The 24,621-nt window shown below is 63.4% G+C and carries 25 protein-coding genes; 13 read left to right on the top strand and 12 right to left on the bottom strand.

The genetic code is table 11. The annotated features are described in order from the left end of the window. The first annotated feature begins 99 nt into the window (after positions 1-99). The 3 genes from ABVK50_RS22085 to ABVK50_RS22095 all read left to right on the top strand — a co-directional run bounded on the left by ABVK50_RS22085 (position 100) and on the right by ABVK50_RS22095 (position 2,677). The gene (locus tag ABVK50_RS22085; RefSeq protein ID WP_353644540.1) at positions 100-1,029 is read left to right on the top strand and encodes an electron transfer flavoprotein subunit alpha/FixB family protein; all 930 of its coding nucleotides are present in this window, start codon (positions 100-102) and stop codon (positions 1,027-1,029) included. 88 nt (positions 1,030-1,117) lie between these two features. After that, a complete protein-coding gene (locus ABVK50_RS22090) occupies positions 1,118-1,591 on the top strand; it encodes a hypothetical protein (RefSeq protein WP_353644539.1) in 474 nt (157 codons plus the stop codon). A 204-nt stretch (positions 1,592-1,795) separates the two neighbouring features. Next, a complete protein-coding gene (locus tag ABVK50_RS22095) occupies positions 1,796-2,677 on the top strand; it encodes a 3-hydroxybutyryl-CoA dehydrogenase (RefSeq protein WP_353644538.1) in 882 nt (293 codons plus the stop codon). A gap of 9 nt (positions 2,678-2,686) precedes the next feature. On the opposite strand, the gene ABVK50_RS22100 is transcribed toward ABVK50_RS22095, so the two are convergent. From ABVK50_RS22100 to ugpB, 5 genes are all read right to left on the bottom strand, one after another. Next, the gene (locus tag ABVK50_RS22100) at positions 2,687-3,472 is read right to left on the bottom strand and encodes a GGDEF domain-containing protein (RefSeq protein WP_353644537.1); all 786 of its coding nucleotides are present in this window, start codon (positions 3,470-3,472) and stop codon (positions 2,687-2,689) included. A 162-nt stretch (positions 3,473-3,634) separates the two neighbouring features. Beyond that, complete coding sequence (gene ugpC / locus ABVK50_RS22105) at positions 3,635-4,741, bottom strand: sn-glycerol-3-phosphate ABC transporter ATP-binding protein UgpC (protein ID WP_353644536.1); 1,107 nt, start codon at positions 4,739-4,741, stop codon at positions 3,635-3,637. Positions 4,742-4,785: 44 nt separating this feature from the next. Beyond that, positions 4,786-5,634, bottom strand: a complete 849-nt coding sequence (gene ugpE / locus ABVK50_RS22110; protein WP_353644535.1) for a sn-glycerol-3-phosphate ABC transporter permease UgpE — start codon at positions 5,632-5,634, stop codon at positions 4,786-4,788. A gap of 39 nt (positions 5,635-5,673) precedes the next feature. Next, positions 5,674-6,558, bottom strand: coding sequence for a sn-glycerol-3-phosphate ABC transporter permease UgpA (gene ugpA, locus ABVK50_RS22115; RefSeq protein ID WP_353644534.1), 885 nt, complete (start codon positions 6,556-6,558; stop codon positions 5,674-5,676). Positions 6,559-6,785: 227 nt separating this feature from the next. Next, positions 6,786-8,093 carry a sn-glycerol-3-phosphate ABC transporter substrate-binding protein UgpB gene (gene ugpB, locus ABVK50_RS22120; protein ID WP_353644533.1) on the bottom strand — a complete coding sequence of 436 codons (1,308 nt, stop codon included), beginning with the start codon at positions 8,091-8,093 and terminating at the stop codon, positions 6,786-6,788. Between the two features lie 253 nt (positions 8,094-8,346). On the opposite strand from ugpB, the gene ABVK50_RS22125 reads away from it, so the two are divergent. Then, complete coding sequence (locus ABVK50_RS22125; protein ID WP_353645856.1) at positions 8,347-9,438, top strand: flavodoxin family protein; 1,092 nt, start codon at positions 8,347-8,349, stop codon at positions 9,436-9,438. Between the two features lie 42 nt (positions 9,439-9,480). On the opposite strand, the gene ABVK50_RS22130 is transcribed toward ABVK50_RS22125, so the two are convergent. Then, the gene (locus tag ABVK50_RS22130; protein ID WP_353644532.1) at positions 9,481-10,170 is read right to left on the bottom strand and encodes a TlpA disulfide reductase family protein; all 690 of its coding nucleotides are present in this window, start codon (positions 10,168-10,170) and stop codon (positions 9,481-9,483) included. A 33-nt stretch (positions 10,171-10,203) separates the two neighbouring features. On the opposite strand from ABVK50_RS22130, the gene argH reads away from it, so the two are divergent. From argH to ABVK50_RS22155, 5 genes are all read left to right on the top strand, one after another. Then, positions 10,204-11,604, top strand: coding sequence for an argininosuccinate lyase (gene argH / locus ABVK50_RS22135; RefSeq protein WP_353644531.1), 1,401 nt, complete (start codon positions 10,204-10,206; stop codon positions 11,602-11,604). Between the two features lie 345 nt (positions 11,605-11,949). Then, on the top strand, positions 11,950-12,156 hold the full coding sequence (locus ABVK50_RS22140) for a lipoprotein (RefSeq protein WP_353644530.1): 207 nt from the start codon (positions 11,950-11,952) through the stop codon (positions 12,154-12,156). 52 nt (positions 12,157-12,208) lie between these two features. Continuing rightward, positions 12,209-13,474 (top strand): diaminopimelate decarboxylase, encoded by a 1,266-nt coding sequence (lysA, locus tag ABVK50_RS22145; protein ID WP_353644529.1) that lies wholly within the window; start codon positions 12,209-12,211, stop codon positions 13,472-13,474. Positions 13,475-13,585: 111 nt separating this feature from the next. Further along, positions 13,586-16,168 carry a TIGR02302 family protein gene (locus ABVK50_RS22150; RefSeq protein ID WP_353644528.1) on the top strand — a complete coding sequence of 861 codons (2,583 nt, stop codon included), beginning with the start codon at positions 13,586-13,588 and terminating at the stop codon, positions 16,166-16,168. 30 nt (positions 16,169-16,198) lie between these two features. Continuing rightward, positions 16,199-16,600, top strand: coding sequence for a glyoxalase superfamily protein (locus tag ABVK50_RS22155; protein ID WP_353644527.1), 402 nt, complete (start codon positions 16,199-16,201; stop codon positions 16,598-16,600). A 55-nt stretch (positions 16,601-16,655) separates the two neighbouring features. On the opposite strand, the gene ABVK50_RS22160 is transcribed toward ABVK50_RS22155, so the two are convergent. Beyond that, positions 16,656-16,898 (bottom strand): hypothetical protein, encoded by a 243-nt coding sequence (locus ABVK50_RS22160; RefSeq protein WP_353645855.1) that lies wholly within the window; start codon positions 16,896-16,898, stop codon positions 16,656-16,658. Positions 16,899-17,108: 210 nt separating this feature from the next. Between ABVK50_RS22160 and ABVK50_RS22165 the strand changes: the two genes are divergently transcribed. Continuing rightward, positions 17,109-17,402, top strand: a complete 294-nt coding sequence (locus ABVK50_RS22165; RefSeq protein WP_353646967.1) for a hypothetical protein — start codon at positions 17,109-17,111, stop codon at positions 17,400-17,402. Between the two features lie 57 nt (positions 17,403-17,459). Here ABVK50_RS22165 and ABVK50_RS22170 read toward each other — a convergent pair whose 3' ends face one another. Together ABVK50_RS22170 and ABVK50_RS22175 are read right to left on the bottom strand one after the other, a co-directional pair. Next, the gene (locus tag ABVK50_RS22170) at positions 17,460-18,074 is read right to left on the bottom strand and encodes a glutathione S-transferase family protein (protein ID WP_353644525.1); all 615 of its coding nucleotides are present in this window, start codon (positions 18,072-18,074) and stop codon (positions 17,460-17,462) included. Positions 18,075-18,169: 95 nt separating this feature from the next. Beyond that, positions 18,170-19,042: a LysR substrate-binding domain-containing protein gene (locus ABVK50_RS22175; RefSeq protein ID WP_353645854.1), complete on the bottom strand. Its 873-nt coding sequence runs from the start codon at positions 19,040-19,042 to the stop codon at positions 18,170-18,172. A gap of 233 nt (positions 19,043-19,275) precedes the next feature. Between ABVK50_RS22175 and ABVK50_RS22180 the strand changes: the two genes are divergently transcribed. After that, positions 19,276-20,181, top strand: coding sequence for a lipid kinase (locus ABVK50_RS22180; RefSeq protein WP_353644524.1), 906 nt, complete (start codon positions 19,276-19,278; stop codon positions 20,179-20,181). A gap of 21 nt (positions 20,182-20,202) precedes the next feature. Here ABVK50_RS22180 and ABVK50_RS22185 read toward each other — a convergent pair whose 3' ends face one another. Beyond that, a complete protein-coding gene (locus ABVK50_RS22185; RefSeq protein WP_353644523.1) occupies positions 20,203-21,195 on the bottom strand; it encodes a DUF2125 domain-containing protein in 993 nt (330 codons plus the stop codon). 114 nt (positions 21,196-21,309) lie between these two features. On the opposite strand from ABVK50_RS22185, the gene ABVK50_RS22190 reads away from it, so the two are divergent. Further along, a complete protein-coding gene (locus tag ABVK50_RS22190) occupies positions 21,310-21,837 on the top strand; it encodes a gamma-glutamylcyclotransferase (protein WP_353644522.1) in 528 nt (175 codons plus the stop codon). Between the two features lie 146 nt (positions 21,838-21,983). After that, positions 21,984-23,045: an endonuclease/exonuclease/phosphatase family protein gene (locus tag ABVK50_RS22195; RefSeq protein ID WP_353644521.1), complete on the top strand. Its 1,062-nt coding sequence runs from the start codon at positions 21,984-21,986 to the stop codon at positions 23,043-23,045. A 15-nt stretch (positions 23,046-23,060) separates the two neighbouring features. On the opposite strand, the gene ABVK50_RS22200 is transcribed toward ABVK50_RS22195, so the two are convergent. Continuing rightward, on the bottom strand, positions 23,061-23,870 hold the full coding sequence (locus ABVK50_RS22200) for a 1-acyl-sn-glycerol-3-phosphate acyltransferase (RefSeq protein ID WP_353644520.1): 810 nt from the start codon (positions 23,868-23,870) through the stop codon (positions 23,061-23,063). Positions 23,871-23,935: 65 nt separating this feature from the next. Then, entirely contained in the window at positions 23,936-24,592 is a 657-nt protein-coding gene (locus ABVK50_RS22205) for a YdcF family protein (RefSeq protein ID WP_353645853.1), read from the bottom strand. Positions 24,593-24,621: the final 29 nt, after the last annotated feature.

Below are 24,621 nucleotides of genomic sequence, written 5' to 3' on the forward strand. Positions count from 1 at the left end.
AAGTACGCTCCGCTCCGGTTCTCGAATCCAACCGTTTTCGGCACGGCCTGATCGGAATTCAGGCGCCGGTATCGAAAACGCAAAGTCAGGAAATTATCCATGGCAATTCTTCTGATCGCCGAACACGACAATGCGAGCCTTTCGGACCAGACCGCCAAGGCGCTGACAGCAGCCCTCAAGATTGGCTCCGACGTCGACATTCTGGTGGCAGGCAAGGGCGCCAAGGCGGCTGCCGACGCCGCCGCGAAGCTCCAGGGCGCCAAAAAGGTGCTGCTGGCCGAGGCCGACGAACTCGAACAGCGCCTTGCCGAGCCGCTGGCAGCCCTCGTCGTTTCGCTGGCAGGCAATTACGACACGATCGTCGCGCCGGCGACCTCGGCGGGCAAGAACGTCGCTCCGCGCATCGCGGCGCTGCTCGATGTCTCGCAGATCTCCGAGATCATCGAGGTGATCGCTCCCGACACGTTCAAGCGCCCGATCTATGCCGGCAACGCCATCCAGACGGTCAAGTCGGGCGAGGCCAAGAAAGTGATAACGGTCCGCACGGCTTCCTTCCAGGCGGCCGGCGAAGGCGGATCGGCCCCGGTCGAAGCAGTCGCCGCGGCGGCCAATCCCGGCCTGTCGACCTTCGTCGAAAACCGGCTGTCGGAGACCGACCGTCCCGAACTGACCTCGGCCAAGATAATCATTTCTGGCGGCCGCGCGCTCGGCTCTTCGGAAAAGTTCCAGGAGGTCATCCTGCCCGTGGCCGACAAGCTCGGCGCGGCCGTCGGGGCTTCCCGCGCCGCGGTCGACGCCGGCTACGCGCCGAACGACTGGCAGGTCGGCCAGACCGGCAAGGTCGTCGCGCCCGATCTCTACATCGCCTGCGGCATCTCCGGCGCGATCCAGCATCTCGCCGGCATGAAGGATTCCAAGGTCATCGTCGCCATCAACAAGGACGAGGAAGCTCCGATCTTCCAGGTCGCCGATTACGGCATCGTCGGCGATCTCTTCGTGATCCTGCCAGAACTCGAAAAGGCGCTATAAAGCGTCTTTCAGGAACCTGTTGCCCAGCCCCGTTTCGAGCGATCGGAACGGGGCTTTTTCTTGCCTCAGCCGATGAACCGGATCCGCCATGAATTCCTCCGACAACCCGTTCATCGATGACCCGGACCGCCGCGCCATCTGGGAGATGCTGGTGCGCCGCGACATAGAGGCGTTTGTCGTGGCCGATTGGGCCATGGTCGCCGACGATTTCGACGAGCAGCGCTTTCTCGGCATCCACGCGCACGATTCCCTCGATCCCGACGGCTGGAGCGCGGGCTTTCCGACGCTTGGCGCCTATCGGATCGAGTGGCTGAAGCAGGCGGCGGAAGCCGCCGCGACCCGCTATGCCGAGCCGCTGGCCGAGGCGATCTTCCGGGCGACCACACTGCGCGAAATCGATATCACCGGAGACGTGGCGCTGGCCCGCAAAAAATTCGACGGGCTGATCCGCAGGGCGGATGGCGGCTCCGACCGGCTGAACTGGCAGACGCTCTATTTCTGCCGGCGCGTAACCGGCCGCTGGAAGATCACCGGTTTCGTCGGCTATCTCAAATATCGCTGACCCTCGCCAGCCTGCGACTGCCTCACAAGGCAGTGCTTTGACATTAGGCAAGCGATGCGCAAAATCTTTGCGCGGGCTAGCCGCGTGATCTTGCCCGAATGTCTGCAAACTTTTCGGGATCGCGCTCTAGACGACCCCGCTCTGTCCTTCTAGGTTGCACTGCACAAAAAACGGGCGTCTCAAGCTTTTTACGGGATCGGTGTGATGACCAGCAAAATCGACACGATCGGCATTATCGGCGCGGGCCAGATGGGCAGCGGCATAGCGCATGTCGCCGCGCTCGCGGGCTACAAGGTTTCGCTGTTCGACATTTCCGGCGAGAATATCGAAAAGGGCATCGCTACGATCAGCGGCAACATGGCGCGGCAAGTCCATGGCGGAAAGCTCGACGACAAATTGCGCCAGCAGGCGATGACGCGGATTTCGGCAGCCCATTCCATAGCGGATCTGGCGGGCGCCGACCTCGTCGTCGAGGCCGCGACCGAGGACGAGACCGTCAAGCGCAAGATCTACGCGCAGCTCTGTCCGCAGCTCAATCCGGAGGCGATCCTCGCCACAAACACCTCTTCCATATCGATCACGCGGCTGGCTTCGGCGACCGACCGGCCCGAGCGCTTCATCGGCATTCACTTCATGAACCCGGTTCCGGTGATGAAGCTGGTCGAGCTGGTGCGCGGCATCGCCACCGAGAACTCGACCTTCGAGACAGCCAAGGACTTCGTCCATCGCCTCGACAAGACGGTCACCGTTTCGGAAGATTTTCCGGCCTTCATCGTCAACCGCATCCTGCTGCCGATGATCAACGAGGCCATCTACACGCTGTATGAGGGCGTCGGCTCGGTCGAGGCGATCGACACTGCCATGAAGCTCGGCGCGAACCATCCGATGGGTCCGCTGCAGCTCGCCGACTTCATCGGCCTCGATACCTGCCTGTCGATCATGCAGGTGCTGCATGACGGGCTGTCGGATTCGAAATACCGGCCCTGCCCGCTTTTGGTGAAATATGTCGAGGCCGGCTGGCTGGGCCGCAAGACCGGCCGCGGCTTCTACGACTATCGCGGCGAACATCCCGTCCCGACCCGCTGACGCTTCGTGTCAGTGCAGTGAGGGTCGCCGCTCGGCCTCGGCCGCGCCGGACATTTGCACGCGGTTGCGGCCGGCCTCCTTGGCCTGATAGAGCCGCTGGTCGGCGATTCGGAAAAGGTCGCTGAAATCGATCTGGGCCTCGTAGACGGCGCCGCCGACGCTGACCGAGAGAGGACAGCGCGCGCCATTGGGCAGGAACGCTGCATCGGCGATCGCCCGCCTGATGCGCTCGGCCACATCGGCCGCGTTGACCTCATTGGCGCCCGGTAAAAACACGCCGAACTCCTCGCCGCCGAGCCGTCCAACGAGATCGCCGCTGCGCACCGAGGTCCGGATCGCGCGCGAGATGATGCGCAACGCCTCATCGCCTTGACCATGGCCGAAGCGGTCGTTGATCGACTTGAAGTGATCGGCGTCGATGACCAGCAACGCGCCGGCGCCCTCGGGCTTCCTGCCGCCGGCCCGCAGCAGCCGCTCGTCGACCTGCGACGAGAACGCGCCGCGGTTGAGGCACGAGGTCAGGCTGTCGGTCGAGGCCAGCACGTTGAGCTTGTAATTGACGATCTTCAGTTCGCGCAGCTTGAGCGTCAGGTAGAAGAACAGCGGCCCGGCGAGGATGACCGGGATGATCGCCGCGCTGATCATGCCCTGGCGCAACGCATCGTGCGCGAAGCCGCGAAACGCCACATAGTTGAAGGCCAGCGACACGGCCATGCAGCCGAGCGTGCCGAGCACTGTCCAGCGCGCAAGCTTGATCCAGCTGCGGACTGATATCTTCCTCAGATCGGTTGCCAATGGCGGGGGCTCCAGACTTCCGTGAGGTAAGTATTAGCAGCCTATAATGAACATCGAGTTAGCGCCGACGCAGGCTTCATCATCGCCGCGCTGCGTTTCCGCCCTGGCCATTGACCCTTCGACAAGCTCAGGGTGAGGTAGTCGGGAAGACTGGCGCGCTTCCTACCCAACCCGCTTGCCGGCCTGATTGAACCAGTGCAGCTTTTCAGCCCGGGCGACCACGCGCAGATGGTCGCCTGGTTTGGCGGTGGCGCGGCCTTGGACGCGCACGACGATGCGGGTTCCGGCAGCGGCGCAGTATAGAAAGCTTTCGGCGCCGACCGGCTCGACCGCTTCGACCGCAGCGGGGATGGCCAATGCTCCGTCCGGGGCTTCCGCGCCGTGAGTGACATCCACGTCTTCCGGGCGGAAGCCGAGCGTGACGGCCGCTTCCGGCGCGAAGGGGACAGGCGAACCGTCGGCAAGGGTCGGGCCAGCGGCGGGGCCGACGACGGCTGTCTGGCCGGTCGACCGCACGTTGCCGCCTCCGGGCGTGACCATCAAAAGGTTCATCGGCGGCGCGCCGATGAAGCTCGCCACGAATGTCGAGGCCGGCTTTTCATAGATGTCGAGCGGCTCGCCGATCTGTTCGACGAGGCCGGCATTCATCACCACGAGTTGGTCGGCGAGCGTCATCGCCTCAAGCTGATCGTGCGTGACATAGACTGAGGTGACGCCGAGCGCGCGCTGGAGATTCTTGATCTCGACCCGCATCTGGCCGCGCAGCTTGGCGTCGAGGTTGGAGAGCGGTTCATCGAAGAGAAACACCTTCGGATTGCGCACGATGGCGCGGCCCATCGCGACGCGCTGGCGCTGGCCGCCGGACAGTTCGCGCGGGCGGCGGTCTAGCAGCGCCGAAAGCTCCAGCGTCTTTGCCGTCTCGCGCACGCGCCGGTCGATTTCATTCCTCGGCGTGCCGCGATTCCTGAGGCCGTAGGCCATGTTGTCGTAGACCTTCATATGCGGGTAGAGCGCATAATTCTGGAACACCATGGCGATGTCGCGCTCGGTCGGGCCGATCGCATTGACCGCCTTGCCGTCGATCGAGACGGTGCCGGCGGAGATGGATTCCAGCCCGGCGATCATGCGCAAAAGCGTGGACTTGCCGCAGCCCGAGGGGCCGACGAGCACGCAGAGCGCCTTGTCGGGAATGGCGATGGAAACACCCTTCACCGCCTCGACGCCGCCGGAGTAGATCTTCTTGACGTCCTTCAGGTCTACTGTCGCCATCTAGCGGGCATCCTCATTTTCTTGAACCTGGCCAGACCGCATCATCACTTCTCCGTATCCACCAGGCCGCGAACAAACCAGCGCTGCATCAGCACCACGACCAGGATGGGCGGCACGATGGCCAGCATGCAGGTGACCATGACCAGGTGCCATTCGGTGTCGGCGTCGGCGAAGGAAATCATCTTCCGCAGCGCGATCACGATGGTGTTCATGTCGTTGCGGTTGGTGACGAGCAGCGGCCAGAGATATTGCGTCCAGCCATAGATGAAGAGAATGACGAACAGCGCCGCAATGTTTGTCTTGGACAGCGGCAGCAAGATATCCTTGAAGAAGCGAAACGGGCCCGCCCCGTCGACGCGCGCTGCCTCGACCAGTTCCCCGGGGATGGTGAGGAAGAACTGGCGGAACAGGAGCGTGGCGGTGGCCGAGGCTATGATCGGAATGATGAGGCCGGCGTAGGTATCGATCAGGCCGAAATCGACCATCACCTTGTAGGTCGGCAGGATACGCACCTCGACGGGCAGCATCAGCGTGATGAAGATCAGCCAGAAGAAGGTCATCCTGAGCGGAAAGCGGAAGAACACGATCGCGTAGGCCGACAGGATGGAGATACAGATCTTGCCGATGGCGATGCCGAGCGCCATGACCGTGGTGTTGAACAGAAGCGTGCCAACCGAGACGCCGCCTATCCGCCCCACGCCGCCAAACAGCGCCTCTGAATAGTTTTCGACCAGCCGATCGCCGGGGAGAAGCGGCAGCGGCGGGCGCAGGATCGTCTGCAGCGAATGGGTCGAGGCGACGAAGGTATAGTAGATCGGAAAGGCGACGATGAGGATGCCGAGGATCAGCACGGCATGCGCGATGAAGGTGCGGAGGGGATAGGATTCTGTCATGAGGACTCCCTCTTGAGGGGGAGGAAAACGCGGAACTCCCTACCCATAATGCACCTTCTTTTCCACGTAGCGGAACTGGATGGCGGTGAGCGCGATCACGATGGCCATCAGGATCACCGATTGCGCGGCCGAATCGCCGAGGATCAAATTGACGAAACCGTCATTGTAGACCTTGTAGACCAGCGTCTCGGTTGCCTTGCCCGGACCGCCGCCGGTGACGGCGTGGATGATGCCGAACGTGTCGAAGAACGCGTAGGTGGTGTTGATCACGAGGAGAAAAAAAGTGGTCGGAGCGAGCAGCGGGAAAATGATCGTCCAGAAGCGCTTTGTCGGCCCGGCGCCGTCGATCGCTCCGGCCTCGATCAGCGTTTTCGGGATCGCCTGCAACCCGGCGACGAAGAACAGGAAATTGTAGCTGATCTGCTTCCACGAGGCGGCCGCGACCACCAGCACCATGGCGTCGGTGCTGTTGAGCAGCGGATCCCATGCAATGCCCACCCAGCGCAGGCCGTAGGCCAGCGTGCCGATCGACGGGTTGAACAGGAACAGCCACAACATGCCGGCGATGGCCGGCGCCACTGCATAGGGCCAGATCATCAGCGTGCGGTAGAGGCCGCGGCCTCGTATGACCTTGTCGGCCATAACCGCGAGCAGAAGCGCAATGGTCATCGCGACCGCCGCCGTTGCGACCGAAAACACGGCGGTGACCCTGACCGAATTCAGGTAATTCGGGTCCGCCAGCACGCGGGCGAAATTGTCGAACCAGACGAACTGTGACTTCAGCCCGAACGGGTCTTCCCTGAGCATCGACTGGTAGAGCGCCTGGCTTGCCGGCCAGTAGAAGAAGACGAGCGTGATGGCGAGCTGCGGCGCGAGCAGCAGATACGGCAGGACCTTGTTGGGAAAGACTACGCGTGGGGACAATGGGAACCTTTATCGAGAGGCGGGAATTCACCGGCTTCGGGATTTGGATTTCGAAGAACCGCGTTTGGATCGAGGACCCGCCCCTCATCCGCCTGCCGGCACCTTCTCCCCGCAAACGGGGAGAAGGACGCTGGCCACAACGTCGCCGCCTCCCCTTCTCCCCGTCACTATACGGGGAGAAGGTGCCGGCAGGCGGATGAGGGGCAGCGCCGTCGTTCCCCGAACAGTCAGTTCCCGATCGCCTGCTGAATCGCCGCGTTTCCGCGCGAGACCGCATTGTCGAGCGCCTGCTGCGCGGTCTGCTCGCCGGCCAGCATCTTCTCGTATTCCTCGTTCTGGATGTCGCGCACCTGCGGCAAGTTGACGAGGCGCACGCCGCGCGAGTTTTCTGTCGGCTCCTTGCCCATCATTTGAGTGATCGGCACGAGGCGGCCAGGATTCTCGTCGTAGAAGCCCGACTCCTTGGTTTCCTCGAAGGCGGCGAGCGTCACCGGCAGATAGCCGGAGACCTGATGCAGGCGCGCCTGAATGTCGGTCTGCGACAGGAAGTCGAAGAAGGCCGCGACACCCTTGTATTCCTCGTCGCTCTTGCCGGCGAAAACCCAGAGGCTGGCGCCGCCTGGAATCGTGTTCTGCGGCGCGCCGGCAACTTCCGGGTCGTAGGGAAGCTGGCCGATGCCGTAATTCATGCCCGACTTGACGATGTCGCCGAGACCGCCCGAGGATTCGGTGAAGATGCCGCATTCGCCCGCGAGGAATATCTGCTTGGCTTCCGAAGTGCGGCCGCCATAACGGAATACGCCTTCTTTGGCGAGATCGGCAAGCGCCTGGAAATGCTTGACGAAGACCGGCGAATTTATCTTCAACTCGACATCGACGCCGGCCAGGCCGTTCTCGTTGGTGCCGTATTGCTGGTTGTTCCAGGCGGCGAAATTCTCGGTATGGATCCAGGTCAGCCAGGTCGAGGTGAAGCCGCAGGGCGCAGCGCCGCTGGTCTTGATCTTGCGTGCAGCCTCCCAGACTTCCGGCCAGGTCTTCGGCGGGTTGTTCACGTCGAGGCCGGCCTTCTCGAAGATGTCCTTGTTGTAATAGAGGATCGGCGAGGAGGAATTGTACGGGAAAGACAGCATGGTGCCGTCGGGCTTGGAATAATAGGCGACGATGCCCGGCAGGTACTGGCTCTTGTCGAACTGCTTGCCGCCCATGGAGAGTATCTCCGCGACCGGCTTGACCGCGCCCTCGGCGGCCATCATGACGCCAGTGCCGACGTCGAAGACCTGCATGATGTGCGGCGGCTGCTTGGCGCGGAAAGCTGCGATGCCGGCGTTCAGCGTTTCGGGATAGGTGCCCTTGAAAACCGGAACGACCTTATACTCGCTCTGGCTCTCGTTGAATTCCTTGGACAGCGTGTCGACGACCTCGTTGTTGGCGCCGGTCATTGCGTGCCACCAGGAGATCTCCGTGACAGCGAATGCGGACGATGTCGAAAGCAGGGTGATGGCGGCTACGCCGGCCGCAAGGCCTTGAAATTTCATGTTTCTCTCCCGTTTATGGTTGGCGAGATGGCTGATCTCGCGAAGGGAGTATCGGTCGATTGTGACAGTGGGACAATGGTTTTGTTGCTGCTTCGTGAATTTTCATGTGCATTTCGGATGAAGTTCGTTTCGAGGCCGTCAGGTTGACGGGTTGAAGGCCGACAGTTCGCGGCAACAACGCCGCAGCCGGAACTTTGCCCGCGGCAGCGCTTTATCCAGGCGATGGCGGGAGCGCTGAAACGTGTGTGACTGGATGAAGCGCGGCGAAAAGGCGCCGGAACCGCGCAAGGGCATGCCAAGCCCGCGCCTGAACGAGGCGGAGTTCAAGCGGCGCTACCGGGAGCGGTTTTACGATCCCGCTTTCGACGAGGCCGCGGCCGCAATCGAGAAAATCTCCGAGATTGCCTGGCAGGCTTACGAGGAGTCTCGCAAGAGTCCGCGCACCCGCAAGGCTGGGGAGGGTTATGCCGATCCGGACTACGACCTGTCGGTCGAGTGGATCGCGGCGAAGGAGGCGGTCGAGGCGGCCCAGCGTCGGCACGACGAGGATGGGGCGGCTCGCCGCATCCTGATCGTCAACGGCTCGTCACGCAGCGAGCATACCTGTCCCGGAGAAATGTCGAAGAGCTACCGCCTTGCCGACATTGCGCGACAGGTGTTCGAGGCGACGCCCGGCTTCGAGGTTGAGTTGCTGGACCTCGCCCGGCTGGCGTCGGAATACGGCCGCGACATCCACCCTTGCAAGGCCTGTTTCTCGACTTCGGCCGCGCTGTGCCACTGGCCGTGCTCCTGCTATCCGAACCACTCGCTGGGCCAGGTGCAGGACTGGATGAACGACATCTATCCGATGTGGGTGGCCGCGCACGCCGTCGTGATCGTCACGCCGGTAAACTGGTACCAGGTGTCCTCGCCGATGAAACTGATGATGGACCGGCTCGTATGTGCCGATGGCGGCAATCCCGACCCGACCGCCACTCACGGCAAGGACGCTAAAATGGCGAAGGAGTTGGAACTGAAGGGCTGGCCCTATCCGCGGCACCTGGCCGGCCGGCTGTTCTCGGTGGTCGTGCACGGCGATGTGGAAGGCGCGGAAAACACCAGGCGCGCAGTGTCCGACTGGCTGAGATTCATGCACCTGATACCCGCCGGCCCGAAAGCCGAGCTCGACCGCTATATCGGCTATTGGAAGCCCTATGCGACCAGCCACGACGAACTCGACCGGGACGAAGCCGTGCAGGAAGAGGTCAGGAACGCCGCGCGCACGCTGTTGAGCGCGGTGCTGGCCCAGCGCGACGGCAAGCTGGTCGCGGCCGGGCAGATGCTTTCCGAGCCGAGGCAGAAATGATGGCCGTCGGGGCCGCGGTTCGCGCCGTAGAGGACCGGTGCGTCAGCCGCTGAGCGCCACGCCGATCAGCTTCTTGGCATCGTCGCTCGACCACTCGGCCGGACCGTTCATGTGGGCGAGCAGGCAGCCTTCGCCGTCGACTAGCAGCGTGACCGGCAGGCCGAGCGCCAGGCCGCGCGTCTTCAATTCCTCGAACATCGCCATCGTGTTGTCGCGGTAATAGCCGAGCGCCTCGACGCCGGTGTCGGCCAGGAATTTCTTCGGCTTGGCGTCGTCGCCAGCGTCGACATTGACCGCCACCACCTCGAATTTTTCGCTGCCGAGTTCCTTCTGCAGGGCGTCCAGCGCCGGCATTTCCGCGCGGCACGGCGCGCACCACGTCGCCCACAGATTGACCAGCAAGGTCTTGCCGGCGCGGTCGGCCAGCGTCATGGAGGCGCCGTCCGGCGCGTTGAAGGCGAGCGTCTTGAGCGATTGCGGCGGGTCGGCCGGCAGCATCGCCGCGACTTCGCCGGTGGCGGCCGCAGCGACCGTCCTGGCGCGGTCGGCTTTTGCGGCGCAGAGCTTGGCGTTGGTGTCGGCGTTGACAACCGCGCCAGCCGCCGATGGCGGGGCATTGTTGCCAGACAGGGTCGCGCTGACATATACCGCCACGGCGCCTGCCAACGCCCCCGCAAGCGCGGCCACGGCCAGCAGCCGCGGGACAGGTATCAGTTTCTTTCGATCAGCCATTTTCAGTTCAATCTCCGGAGCCCGGGTAGCACGATGAGCGACAAGAAGGCCAGCAACGCCATGTGGGGCGGACGTTTTGCCTCTGGCCCGGCCGCTATCATGGAAGCGATAAACGCCTCTATCGGCTTCGACAAAAAACTCTACGCCCAAGACATTCGAGGGTCGATCGCCCATTCCCAGATGCTGGCCGAGACGGGCATTATCGAGCGCCAGGATCAAGAGAAAATCGCTCACGGGCTGAACACGATTTTGGCAGAGATCGAGGCCGGCGATTTCGAGTTCTCGACCCGGCTCGAAGATATCCACATGAACATCGAGGCGCGGCTTGCCGAACTGATCGGGCCGGCGGCGGGCCGGCTGCACACGGCGCGCTCGCGCAACGACCAGGTGGCGCTGGATTTCCGGCTCTGGGTAAAGGACGAGTTGCATCGCGTCGCCGAGGCGCTGAAGGGGCTGATCGCCGCCTTCCTGACGCGCGCCGAGCACCATGCCGCAACCGTGATGCCGGGCTTCACCCATATGCAGACGGCGCAGCCGGTGACCTTCGGTCACCACTGCATGGCCTATGTCGAGATGTTCTCGCGCGACCTTTCGCGGGTTCGCGACGCCATCGAGCGGATGGACGAGAGCCCACTCGGCGCGGCGGCGCTGGCCGGCACCGGCTTCCCGATCGACCGGCAGATGACGGCGAAGGCGCTCGGCTTTCGCGAGCCGACCCGCAATTCGCTGGACAGCGTTTCCGACCGCGACTTCGCGCTGGAGTTCCTGTCGATCGCGGCGATCTGCGCGACGCATCTGTCGCGGCTGGCGGAGGAGATAGTCATCTGGTCGACGCCGCAATTCGGCTTCGTGAGGCTTTCGGATTCCTTCTCGACCGGGTCGTCGATCATGCCCCAGAAGAAGAATCCGGACGCGGCCGAACTGGTGCGCGCCAAGACCGGCCGGGTCAACGGCCACCTGATCGGCCTGCTGACGGTCATGAAGGGCCTGCCGCTGACCTATTCGAAGGACATGCAGGAAGACAAGGAAGCTGTGTTCGACGCGGCCGAGACGCTCGACCTGATGCTGGCGGCGATGACCGGCATGGTCGGCGACATGGAGATCAACGAGGCGGCGATGAAGAAGGCCGCCGGCACCGGCTATTCGACGGCTACCGATCTCGCCGACTGGCTGGTGCGCGCGCTCGGCCTGCCCTTCCGCGAGGCGCATCACGTGACCGGTCGGGCGGTGGCGCTCGCAGAGTCGAAGAAACTCGGACTGGAGAAGCTCAGCCTCAAGGATTTGCAGTCGGTCCACCCCGGCATAACCGATGACGTGTTTTCGGTGCTGTCGGTGCAGAATTCGGTGAAGAGCCGCACCTCTTTCGGCGGCACCGCGCCCACCGAGGTGAGGAAGCAGATACGCTACTGGAAGAAGCGGCTGGGCAAGGCGTGAGGGCTCGATGCGTTCGGACGATGTGTGCAGCAAATATGCTGACCAAAAGACAGATCTAAGCCTTACACTTCTTCCTGATGAGGAAGGTGGGAAACCATACATCCTTATTTCCGGGCCATCCAGAGCGCTGCATATGCTGGCGGAATTACTGACTCGGTAGCGAACGAGAAAGAGAACGACGGCTTTTTTCCTGAGCCCCACCGGTCCTGGGAGTGCTCGCTTTTCAGAAGCTTCAGAGTTCGGAGTTTACATTTATCGCCGCGATTAGCTTCGATTTGCCGGGGTGCAATAGCAAAAAAACTTCGCTACAAGCGGCAGGCTGATTTTCTAGGGACGGATGGCGCGATGACCGGAAGCAGGATTTTGACGGGTTTGGTGCTTCTGGCGGCACTCGGCGCGGTTTCCGCCTGCGGGCGCAAGGCGCCGCTGGACTCGCCGTATCAGGCCGCCATCGACGCCCGCAAGGAGGCCGAGAGAGCCAACGAACCGCTGCCGCCCGAGCCGCAGCCGCCGGTCAAGGACAAGCCGTTCATCCTCGACCCTCTGCTCTAGATCCGGCGTAGCGGGTCCAACTCATCGCTTTTCCTGTCCGGGACAAAAGACAGTGAACCATTTCGACTATCGCAACGGCGTGCTGCATGCCGAGGACGTCGCTCTGCCCGACATCGCGCAGGCGGTGGGAACGCCGTTCTACTGCTATTCGACGGCGACGCTGACGCGGCATTTCAATGTCTTCCGCAAGGCTTTCGAAGAGCTGGATTCGCTCGTCTGCTACGCCCTGAAGGCCAATTCCAACCAGGCGGTGCTGACGACGCTGGCCAGGCTCGGGGCCGGTGCCGACGTGGTTTCGGAAGGCGAATTGCGCCGCGCGCTGGCGGCCGGAATCCCGTCGGAAAAGATCGTGTTTTCCGGTGTCGGCAAGACCGCGCGCGAGATGGATTTCGCGCTTGTCGCCGGCATCCTCTGCTTCAACGTCGAATCCGAACCTGAGCTGGAACTGCTTTCCGAGCGCGCGGTGGCCGCGGGAAAGTTCGCGCCGATCTCGCTGCGCATCAATCCGGACGTCGACGCAAGGACGCACAAGAAAATTTCGACCGGCAAGGCGGAAAACAAGTTCGGCATCCCTTGGCAGCGCGCGCGCCAAGTCTATGCCCGCGCAGCCAAGCTGCCGGGCATCAAGGTGACCGGCATCGACACGCATATCGGCAGCCAGATCACCGATCTGCAGCCATTCGACGACGCCTTCGCGCTGCTGGTCGAACTGGTCGGTACGCTGAAGGCGGACGGCCATGCCATCGAGCACATCGACCTCGGCGGCGGGCTCGGCATTCCCTACCGCACCGACAATTCGCCGCCGCCGCTGCCCGACGCCTATGCCCAGATCGTGAGGAAGCATGTCGGCAAACTCGGCCTGAAGGTGATGTTCGAGCCTGGCCGGCTGCTCGTCGGCAATGCCGGCATACTGGTTTCGCAGGTGATCTTCGTGAAGGAAGGCGACGCGAAGAACTTTGTCATCGTCGACGCCGCCATGAACGACCTGATCCGTCCGACGCTTTACGACGCATTCCACGACATCAGGCCGGTGGTGCAGCAGCCGGCGAGCGCGCTACGCATGACCGCCGACATTGTCGGGCCGGTCTGCGAGACCGGCGACTATCTCGGCCATGATCGCGACCTGCCGCGGCTGAAGGCCGGCGACCTGATCTCCGTCGGCACGGCCGGCGCCTACGGCGCGGTGCAGGCCGGAACCTACAATACCCGGCTTCTGGTGCCGGAAGTGCTGGTCAAGGGCGACGAGTTCCACGTCGTTCGCCCGCGCCCGAGCTATGACGAGCTGATCGGGCTGGACAGCGTTCCGGATTGGTTCTGACGGAATCCCATCCAATCACGTTTTCGCCAGTCGCCTCGCCTTTGCCGTGTTTGCTGCTATCTTTCGAGTCGTAGGCCGCGCGCTCCCGCGCGGCTAATGCTGGAAGGGCCGATGGCAGAAGCGCCCGCAGACAGGAACGAGCACGGTTTTGCCGGACGGCTGGCCCGGACCCGACTGGCCGTTTGGATCGCTATGGTGGTGGAGCGCGGCTGGCCGCTGATCCTGCCGCTTGCGGTGACGGTCAGCCTGTTCGTCAGCCTTTCCTGGCTCGGCGTTTTCCGGATCATGCCGGACATGGCCCGCTTCGCGGTGATGGCGCTGCTGGCGCTCGCCGCAGTCGCCTCGCTTTATCTGCTGCGCTTCTTCAAAAAGCCGACGCCCGCCGAGATCGACCGCCGCATCGAAGCCGCCAACGAATTGCTGCACACCCCCGTTCTGGTGCAGACGGACCGGCCGACCGGCAAGGAAACGACCTTCTCGCAGGCGCTGTGGCGCGAGCATCAAAGGCGCATGGCCGAGCGCCTCGGCAAGGTCGGTGGAGACTTGCCGCGCACGCGTGTGCCGGAGCGCGACCCGTGGGGCATCCGCGCCGCTGCGGCCCTGCTGCTCTTCGTCGCTTTCGCCTTCTCGTTCGGGCCCTTCGGCGGCAGCCTCGGCGACGGTTTCAGGGCGCATGCTGCGCGCGAGACAATCCCGCCGCGCATCGACGCCTGGGTGACGCCGCCCTCCTATACCGGCAAGGCGCCCCTATTCCTGACGGCCGACGCCGGCCGCGCCCAAGGCCCGGTGACGGTGCCGGAAGGCAGTGACCTGACCTTGCGGGTGACCGGCGGCCCGGGCGACGAGGCCCTGATCTTCACCGACGCAGTCGGCAATGTGCGCGAGATCGCGCCCGCGGGCGCGCCGGCAGCAGACGCTCCGAAACCGGCAGCCGCCGGCGTCAATGCCGGAGCGCCGCGGCAGTTCGCAGCGAAGCTCGCCAGCGACGGCGTGTTGGCGCTCCGCTCCGGCGAGGACGAGCTCGAAAGCTGGGCCTTCGCCGTGATACCGGACCGGGCCCCGGTGATCCGCTTCTCCGATGAGCCGAAGCGCGCGGTGAACGGCACGTTCGAGCTCCATTACGAAATCGAGGACGATTACGGCGCGGCTTCCGCCAAGGCCGAGTTCGCGCTGACCGAAAAGCCCGCCGAAGGCGCGCGCCCACTCTACAAAGCGCCGGAAATGCCGCTGGCCATCCCGCGCCGCGGCAATGTCGCCGGCAAGGCGAACCGCGACTTGACCGAGCATGTCTGGGCCGGATCTGGCGTGGAACTGACCCTGAAGGCGGCCGACCATGCCGGCCAGGAGGCGACGAGCGAGACCAAGACGATCACGCTGCCGGAGCGGCCCTTCTCCAACCCGCTCGCCCGGGCGGTCGTCGAATGGCGCAAGATCCTGTCGCTGGACGCCAACCGCAAGCCCTACGTGATCGAGCTGATCGACGCAGTCACGCTGCGGCCCGAAGACACGTTGGAAAACCTGTCGCACTATCTCGGCATCATGACCGGCCGCACCAAGCTCAAAATGGCGTCGACCGACGACCAGTTGCGCGATGTAGCGGACTATCTCTGGCAGATGGCGCTGCAGATCGAGGACGGCGACCTCTCGGCGGCGGAGAAGCGGCTGCGCCAGGCGCAGGAAGCTTTGAAGCAGGCGCTGGAGGACGGCGCCAGCGACGAGGAAATCGACAAGCTGATGAAGGAACTGCGCGAGGCGATGAACGAGTTCCTGCGGGAATTCGCCGAGCGCGCCGCGCGCGACCCGAACCTCGCCATGCCGGAAATGAGGCCGGGTCAGGAACTGCGCCAGAGCGATCTCGAACGGATGATGGACCAGATCGAAAATCTGGCGAAGTCCGGTAACCGCGAACAGGCCAAGGATCTCCTGGCGCAGCTTCAGGACATGATGAACAACCTGCAGGCCGGCCGCCATCAGCAGCAGGGCCAAAACGGCCAGCAGAGCGAGATGCGCCAGCAGATGGACAAGCTCGGCGAGATCATGCGCCGCCAGCAGGAGATGATGAACGAGACCTTCCGCATGGACCAGATGCAGCGCGGCCAGCAGCAGCGCGGGCAAAATGGCGAACAGGGCGAAGGCGAAATGGGCCAGCAGGGCGAACAGGGGCAGCAGCCCGGCCAGCAGCCCGGCATGACGCCCGAGGAATTCGCCGAAGCGCTGAAGCAGCTTCAGGAAGGCCAGGGCCAGCTGCAGGGCGACCTTGAAAGCCTGATGAAGGGGCTCGAAGGCATGGGCATCCAGCCCGGCGAAGGCTTTGGCGAGGCCGGCGAAGCGATGGGCGAGGCCGAAGGCGCGCTCGGCGAGGGCGAAGGCGAACGCGCTGTCGGCGAGCAGGGCCGCGCGCTGGAAGCGCTGCGCCGCGGCGCGCAGGACATGATGCAGCAGATGCAGCAGGCCATGCAGGGCGACCAGGGCCAAGGCCAGGAAGGCGGCCGGCAGCAGAACGCCGACCGCGACCCGCTCGGGCGGCCGCGCGCCACCACCGGACCGGATTTCGGCAATTCGGTCGAGGTGCCCGACGAAATCGACGTGCAGCGCGCCCGCCAGATACTCGAAGCCATCCGCAAGCGGCTCGGCAATGCGCTGTCGCCGGCGCTGGAGAAGCAATATCTCGAGCGGCTGCTGGAACTGAACTAGACCGCCGCGCCGACTTCACGGATCATCCCCATGCCCACACTCGGTGCGGTCACGCCCATCCTGCGCATCTTCGACATCGAAAAGGCGCGCGAATTCTATGTCGGCTTCCTGGGCTTCGAGGTGCAGTGGGAGCACCGCTTCGGCGAGAACGTTCCGCTCTACATGGAAGTCGCGCGCGATGGCTGCGCGCTGCATCTGAGCGAGCATTATGGCGACGCCTCGCCGGGTTCGGCCGTCCGCATCCGCGTCGAGGACATAGAAGGCCTGCATCGCGAATTGCGGGCAAGGGACTATCGTTTCGCCAAGCCCGGCCTCGAGGAGACGCCGTGGAAAACGCGCGAAGTGTCGGTCACCGATCCGTTCGGCAACCGGCTGCATTTCTTCGAGGAGACGGCGGATTACCTCCGGAGGCCAAAACCGGCGGCCGACTGATCATCGGGCTGACCGAACCGCCGCGCAGAATGAGGCTTGGTTTTGCCTCGTGAGATTAGGTTGATTCCGCGCCGTCGCCCGGACCATTGCCTGGCTTGGGAACCACCCCGAAATCCTGAGATTTTGCGCCGCTTTCTGCGGTCATGAAGCCGTCGGCCGCAAGGCCGCGGCGCAGCAGTTCACGCACCGCCGCCGCCCTGCTCGGCATGCGTTTCTCGAACCGCCAGTTTTCCAGAGCCTCGAGCTCCTCGCCGTTCAACATGATTTGCAAGCGCTCCGCTCTTTCGAGCTGTGACATGTCGCAACCCTCGCTTTTTGAGATAACGCATAGAGTTAGTAATGTAGGTAACATGCCAACTTTCAGCAAGTTGTGCAGAATGTGCGAAAACACTGCATCGTGCCTGATGCCGCAAGCACGGTCTTGAGGAGTAAGGCGCCGATGCCTGTATCTACTAACTAATTGATTTAATTATCAAAATTTCAGACTTGCCATTGATTTCGGCGAACAATGGGAGCATCCTCTTTCTTTGACCGACTGCGTGGTGACGTTATGAAAATTGCATTCTCAAACCGCCTCAGCGAGGACATCGTCCGCACTTTGGAATTCGCGATTCGGGATTTTGGCATCGCGAACATCCCCGTTCTGGCTGAACAGATCCGAAAGCGGAACGAGGCGGAGAATGTCGCCCTGGAAGACATTATGGCTCGGCTGACGGAGCACGCACTGCTTCGCGGCGCGGCGATGGAATTTGACAGCGCGAGTTTGGAACCGCAGAACGGCCATATCCACGCCCTTCCGTGAGGCTTGGTCGGCAGCCCTTGTCGCCGCCGTTTCTATAAAGTCACGCGGTGTTGATCGTCATGAGCTGGCGCCCATCGCGGCAGCGTCCTTCTCCATGAAGCGCTGGAAGGCCGGCCGGGCCGTGACGCGGCCGAGGTAATCGTCGAAGACCTGTTTCCTGGGCAGCACGCCGAGGATGTGGGTGGCGAAGTGGATTCCGCTGCCGAGTTGCGTGTCGGCGGCGGTGAATTTCTCGCCGGCTATGTAGGGCCGCGCGGAGAGCGTCTTTTCCAGATTGCGGACCATGTCGTCGAAGGCGCCGAACGAGAAATTGTTGCTGACATACTCCCAGCCTTGCGCCCTCGCGGCCACGCACGGATCGAACACGGAATCGGAATAGACGAGCCAGCTCAGGAAGGCCGCGCGGTTGTCATCGCCGACTGCCGGCGCCAGTCCGGCCTCGGGGAACTTCTCTGTGAGATAGAGGCAGATCGCGGCGCGCTCGGTGTCGATTGTGCCGTCATGGACGATGGCCGGCACCTTCTTGTTGGGCTGGATCTCCCGATAGCTCTCCGGCACGCCGCCCGGCGCGCGTATATCGACCGGCACGATCTCGAAGGGCTGGCCGAGCTCTTCCAGAAGCCAGTGGACACTGGCGGACCGCGACCACGGCGCATGGTAGAATTTGATCATTGTCGTCTCCTCGCAAGCAATTCGATGCTCCAGCATAACAGGCATCTACTGACAACTTTCTGTCAGCAGCTATGTCGGGAGGAAGCCGAGCAGGCTTATTCCGCGGCGATCGCTCGTGAGGAAAACGCCTCCCGGATAGCCTCGGCCATGCCGTCTATGGCCTCGCTGCGCGCGCCGGCGGCGCGGTGCAGCACGACATTGGAAGAGTCGATGTCGCCGAAGCCGTCGACGGCGGTCAGTTCGCGGCAATCGGCGGGAATGTTGCTGCGCGACACCGGGGCCACGGCGAGGCCGGAGGCGACGGCGAGCTTCAGGCCGCCGGTCGTGTCGCTGGTATAGGCGATGCGATAGGCGAGGCCGCGCTGCTCCAGCGACTTGATCGCGAAGTCCTTGCACCAGCCGGCCCGGCTGTAGAGCGCGACCGGCAGCGGTGTCTCCTCATGCGCGCAGTGCAGCGTCGAGGTGGCCCAGACCGTCGGATCGCGCATCAGAACCTCGCCATCCGAGTTATCCTGCCATTCGAAAACCACGGCCAGATCGAGCTCGCCGCTCTCGATCGCCGCCTTCTGGCTGGCCGAATGCGCGTATCTGACCGTGATCTCGACCTTCGGGTGCCGCCTTGAAAAGGCGTTGAGCGCCCGCGACAGGATCGCATAGCTGTATTCTTCCGGAATGCCGATCCGCACCGGTCCGTCGAGCGGCGCGGTGTGGAGCGAAGCCGCCGTCTCGTCGAGGAGCGCCACGATGCGGCGGGCGTTTGCGATCAGTTCGCTGCCTTTGCGGGTGAGAAGCACGCCTCGCGGTCCGCGCTCGAACAGCGCCGCCCCGACGGTCTCCTCCAGCCGCTTGATCTGCATCGAAACCGCCGACTGGGTGCGCCTGACCTGATCCGCGGCGCGCGTGAAATTGCCGGTTTCGGCGACGGCCACGAAGGTCCGCAAAAGATCGCTGTCGAGGTGAACGCCCATGCCCGCCGTCATAAGGAATTCTGATGCCGGGCATCATTCATATTCGTTGGCAACATGTCAATCGGTGGGCGATGATAGCCATTCCTCACTCAGGCCCGCTGCCGCATCCGGCCGCGGGTTCTTTTTTGGCGGGTAACTGGGTCACGCCGGAGCCGATCGGGCGGCGCGCACTTTTTTCAGCCGCATCTCGCCCCTATCTACCGTCGTCCACAACCAATCATGGCGACACCTCCTTGAAAAAACCCAAAGCTCCGAAGCGGGCCCTGCTCATCGTCAATCCGCGCGCCCGGCGCGGAACCGGCTCGATCGCCTCGGCGGTGAAGGTGCTGGAAGAACGCGGCATCGCGGTTACTGAAGTCAAGGTCGGCGAGAATGAAACGATCTCCGACCTGATCAGGGCTCATAAGGCGGAATGCGATTTCGTCATCGTCGGCGGCGGCGACGGGACGCTCAATGCAGCGGCGCCGGGGCTGGTCGACACCGGGCTGCCGCTCGGCGTGCTGCCGCTCGGCACGGCGAACGATTTCGCCCGCACGGTCGGCATTCCGGCCGATCCGGTCAGGGCCGCGGAACTGATCGCCACCGAAAAGCCACAGCCGATCGATCTCGGCGAGGTCAACGGGCATTTCTTCTTCAACGTCGCCAGCATCGGCTTCAGCGCGGAACTGGCGAGCGACCTGACCGAGCACGCCAAGAAGCGCTGGGGCAAGCTCGGCTACGCGATCGTGGCGGCGCGCATACTGGCGCGGTCGCGGCTGTTCACCGCCCATCTCGACCATGACGGAACGACCGAGCGGCTCCGCACCATGCAGATCTCCGTCGGCAATGGCAGGCACTATGGCGGCGGCATGACCGTGGAGGAAACCGCCACCGCCGACGACGGCAAGCTCGATTTCTACAGCCTCGAGGTCGATCACTGGTGGCGGCTGCTGGCGCTGCTGCCGAGCCTGAGAAAGGGCACCCACGGTCGCTGGAACGATGTGCGCTCTTTCCAGACCACCGAGGTGACGATCCGCACCAGTCGCCGCAGGGCGGTCAACACCGACGGCGAACTCAGCACCTACACCCCGGCGCATTTCCGCATCAGGCCGAAGGCGATCTCGGTGTTCGCGCCGCCGAACGGAACGGTGGCCGCCTGAGCAGACTGCTGCCGACGCGCTCTATCGGGCCGGCAGCGGCGGAATCTGGCCGAGTGGGATAAAGCCGAGCGTAGCCCTGCCCTTGGCTATCCTCAACGGCAGCGACGGCGCATTGCCGAGCATTGCCAGACCGGAAAAAGCCTGCTCGATCTGATCGCGCTTTTCGGGAACCGCCTCGGCGAGAACCGCCGACAGCCCCTTCGGGTCGCGGATGGTGATGTTCAGATTGGCGTCGATCAGGCCGGCATCGTCAACCGAAAAAGGCCCGCTCAGCGTGACGCCGGCATTCTCCCCGGTCGACAGCGCAAGTTCCCGGATCGTGCCCGACTGCCCTCGCAGATCCTTCACTTTTTCCCCGAGCAGCCGGACGCCGTCATTGATGGTGATGTCGGACTGGCCCGACAGCGGCGGCACTTTGCGCCCATCGAGCAGGCTCGAATCGAGCGCCAGCCCGCTAACGCTGCCGGCAAGATCGAGATTCTGCTCGTTAGGCCGCATATGCGCCTGGAAATTTTCGGCGGCAAGCAGCGGCGCGCCGTCGGCCGTCGCGGCTTTCAGCCGGACGCCTTCGAGCGACAGCCTTTGCGGCAGCGGCGTCGAAAGCCGGGCGCTGGCGCGCAGATTTTCCCAGTCGAGCGCGAAAGCCCCGGCCCTGGCGCTGTCGATCCTCGCCGGACCGTCGAGTTCAGCCACGAGCCGCATGGGATCGTAGATCTGGCCGGCGGAGCGGAAATTTCCCGCTGCAAGGCTGACGCCCTGCGCGGCATCCGAAAACGCGACCCTGTCGCAGAACAGGCCGATGCGGAACGGGTAGCCGCGCGCGGTCGGGTTGGCGCAATCGGCTTTCACGCCGTCGCGGTTGAGCGCCGTGATCGCCGTTTTCGCCTCCGCCTCCAGCCTGCCCGCGAGCCAAAACCAGCCGAGGCTGTAGCCGCCGAAAAGCACGACGACGAATACGCCGAGCCAGAAGAAGCGACGGCTGTAATTGGGCTTGGTGCGTTCGGTCGTGGCCATGCCTGGCTCTATCCTTTGTCTCGGCGTGTTCGGGGAAATCCCGTTCCCACGCGTCGTAATCATGCGCTACGTATGGCTCGAAACGGATGCTTCGGTCGGAGTTGGCTTGGCGATATGGGCGATTTTTGGGTTTTTGGCTATGGGTCGCTGATCTGGCGTCCCGGTTTTGCCCATGTGGACACGCAGCGCGCCCGGCTTTTCGGCTTCCGCCGCTCGCTCTGCGTGCGCTCTTTCGTGCATCGAGGCACGCCCGACCGCCCCGGCCTGGTGCTGGGGCTCGACCGCGGCGGCTCCTGCGTCGGCCTCGCTTTCCGGGTGCCGGACGAATTGCGCGGCGAAGTGCTGGCCCATCTGCGCGAGCGCGAACTGGTGACCAGCGTATATCTCGAACGCACGCTGCCGGTGCGGCTGGCGAATGGCGGGATTACGCAGGCGGTGACCTACATCGTCGACCGCGGCCACGTGCAGTATGCCGGCAATCTCGACGAGGAGCACGCGGCCTCGATCGTGTCCGGCTCGGTCGGCCAGTCGGGGCCAAACGAGGAATACGTTTTCAACACGCTCCGCCACCTCGAAGCGCTCGGAATCCGCGATCACTGGCTGGAGGCGGTAGGGAAAAGGCTGGCTGTCGATCCAGACTGAACCTGATCCCAGCATAAAGATTTAGAAGAATACCTTCTTGAATCTGCGAACCGAGGGCTGCGTTGTTAAATCGTATTCCCGGTGTTACTATACACGCTTGTCACAAACTTCGAATATATTTATGAAGTCGCAAGTGGGGGAAGAACATGAACCTGAAGCGGCTAACCGTCGGAACCTTCAATCTTTATAATCTCAACGAACCGAGCATGCCCGTCTACACGGACAGGAATGGCTGGTCGCAGGCCGAATACGACCTGAAGATCGATTGGACAATGAACGTTATTCGCATGCTTCAGCCCGACATATTCGGGTTTCAGGAATTGTGGCACGCGGCTTCGATCAACCGGGCGGTGGAGGCTTCCGGCCTCGCCGGCGAATACGACGTGGTTGCGCCGCCGGACGCGATCGGGGAGCGCATCGTCTGCGCCGCAATCGTGCGCAAGGGATTGATGAGCAGCGAACCCGATTGGATCGTCAATTTCCCGGACAAGTTCATCCTGCAAAGCTCCGGAGACGATCCGCAGACTCCGGAGATCCGCGTCGACATCGACAGCTTTTCGCGGCCCGTGCTCCATTTTACGATCAAGCCGCGTGAAGCGCTCGATGACGTGCATGTCTATGTCTGTCATTTCAAGTCGAAGGCGCCGACGAAAGTATTCCGCGAGAGTTGGTTCAGGGCCGACGAAGCCACCTACAAGAAGCACGCGACTGGGGTGGGTTCGGCGATCTCGACCATTCGACGGACCGCGGAGGCGGCGGCGCTGCGGTTCATGCTATCCGAACAGATGAAAGGCACCGGCACGCCGGTGATCGTGCTCGGAGACATCAATGACGGCCAGCACAGCAACACGGCTAACATACTGACGGAACAGCCGAGATATCTGGTCGGCGATTCGGTGGGCGGCGGCGACACCAGCCTGTACGCCGCCCAGACACTCCAGGAGTACCGCAACACCCGCGACGTGTATTACACCCACATACACCAGGACATCATGGAGTCGCTCGACCACATTCTGGTCAGCGAGGAATTTTACGACAACAGCAGAAAACGCGTCTGGATGTTCGACGGGATGACCGTCAACAACGATCATCTGAACTTCGACAATCATAAGGAAATCGGCACCAACGACCACGGGATCATCTGCGCCACGTTCAAATACAAGCCGATCAAGGCGGAGGCGAGAGCGATCGTCGAAGGCGATGTTTAGGCTGGAGCCGACGCACTAGCCGGCGGTTGACCGCTCGCCGACTCCCACCCCCAACTCCCTCAACCTCTGTACCGCCGTCGGCGGCATGGGCGGCGGGTTCTCCGAACGGGCAGCCTCGATCAGGAACTGGTCGCAGGCGGCTTCGGTCTCCGAAACCAGCCGCCGCATGAATTCCTCCTTCTCGAGGCCGGGCGGGATGGGAGGCAGAAACCGCGCCTTTATCGTGCCGGGATAGCGCAGGAATTTGCGGCGCGGCCAGTAGAGGCCGGCGACATGCGCCACCGGCACCACCGGAATGTCGAGCTGCGCGTAGAGTTCGACGATGCCCCATTTGTAGGCCGGCTCGTCGCCCGGCGCGCGGCGCGTGCCTTCCGGGTAGATGATGAGCTGGCGGCTGTTGCGCGCGAGCTCCGCCTTGGTCGCTGCGATCACAGCCTTCAGCGCCTTGGAGCGGCTGCCCCGGTCGACCGGAATCATCCGCATCTTCATGATGTACCAGCCGAAGAAGGGGATCCAGGTCAGTTCCCGCTTCAGGATGTAGAGCGCATCGGGAATGTGCGGCAGGAAGGCGATCGTGTCCCAGAAGGACTGGTGCTTCGGCGCCAGGATGTACGAGCCATCCGGCAGGTTTTCGAGGCCGGTGATCTCGCTTTTCGTGCCGGCGATCTTTTCCTGCAGCCACAGGCTCGTGCTGGCCCAGAATTTCGGCACGAACCAGGCGCGGTGGCGCGGCGCGAGGAAGTAGTAGGGCGTCCAGAAGATCATCTGGAGAATCAGGCTGAGATAGAAGGCGATGTTGAAAGCCAGCGAGCGGATTTGCAGCATGAAAGGGCCTGATCGAGGGACGCCTCCGCTGGTTACACCAAGTGCCCGGAAAAGGAAAATGCGGCTCAGCGAGGAGCGAAACCGGCCGACGAGGCGGTGGCGATGTCTTCGCTGCTCGTGCGCACCGGCACGACGCCGCGCGCCAGCGCCACGAGGTATTTATTGTATTCGGTGAACAGCACCCGGAGCGCACCCGGCTTGGTCACCCAGCCGCCATTGTCCAGCCTGGTGTTGACCACAGGATAGGGCTGGAGCTCGGCGTCGCCGATGTACCGTCCCATTTCCAAAAGGCTGCGCGGCATGTGGTAGTTGTTGGTCACGAGGATGACGCTGCCGTAATGGTGGCTGCGCACCCATTTGGCGCTCTCTTCGGCGTTGCCGATCGTGTCCAGCGCGGCATGGTCGATGTCGACGCAGCAGGAGAACAGCGTCCTGTCCGCGCCGGTCGCGGCTCGGAGTTCGTCGCGGTCGGCAACCGGGTTGACACCGCTGATCAACAGCCGCTCGCCCTTGCCGGATTTCAGCAGTTCGAGGCCGGCGTCGATCCGAGCTTGTCCGCCGGTCAGAACGATGATCGCATCGGCCCTGGGCAGGTCCTCGGGCGTGGCCATCCCGCTTACGTGGCTGGCGAAGAGGCCGAAGCCTGCGGCGAACAGAACGGCCGCCGCCACGAGCGAAAATGCAGCAATGCGAAGAAGAGACACGAGGCGGCGCGGCTTCATCTGGCCATGATGTCCCGTGCCGCCGTTTC

It is taken from the genome of Mesorhizobium sp. WSM2240 (assembly GCF_040438645.1).
Taxonomy (GTDB): Bacteria; Pseudomonadota; Alphaproteobacteria; order Rhizobiales; family Rhizobiaceae; genus Allomesorhizobium.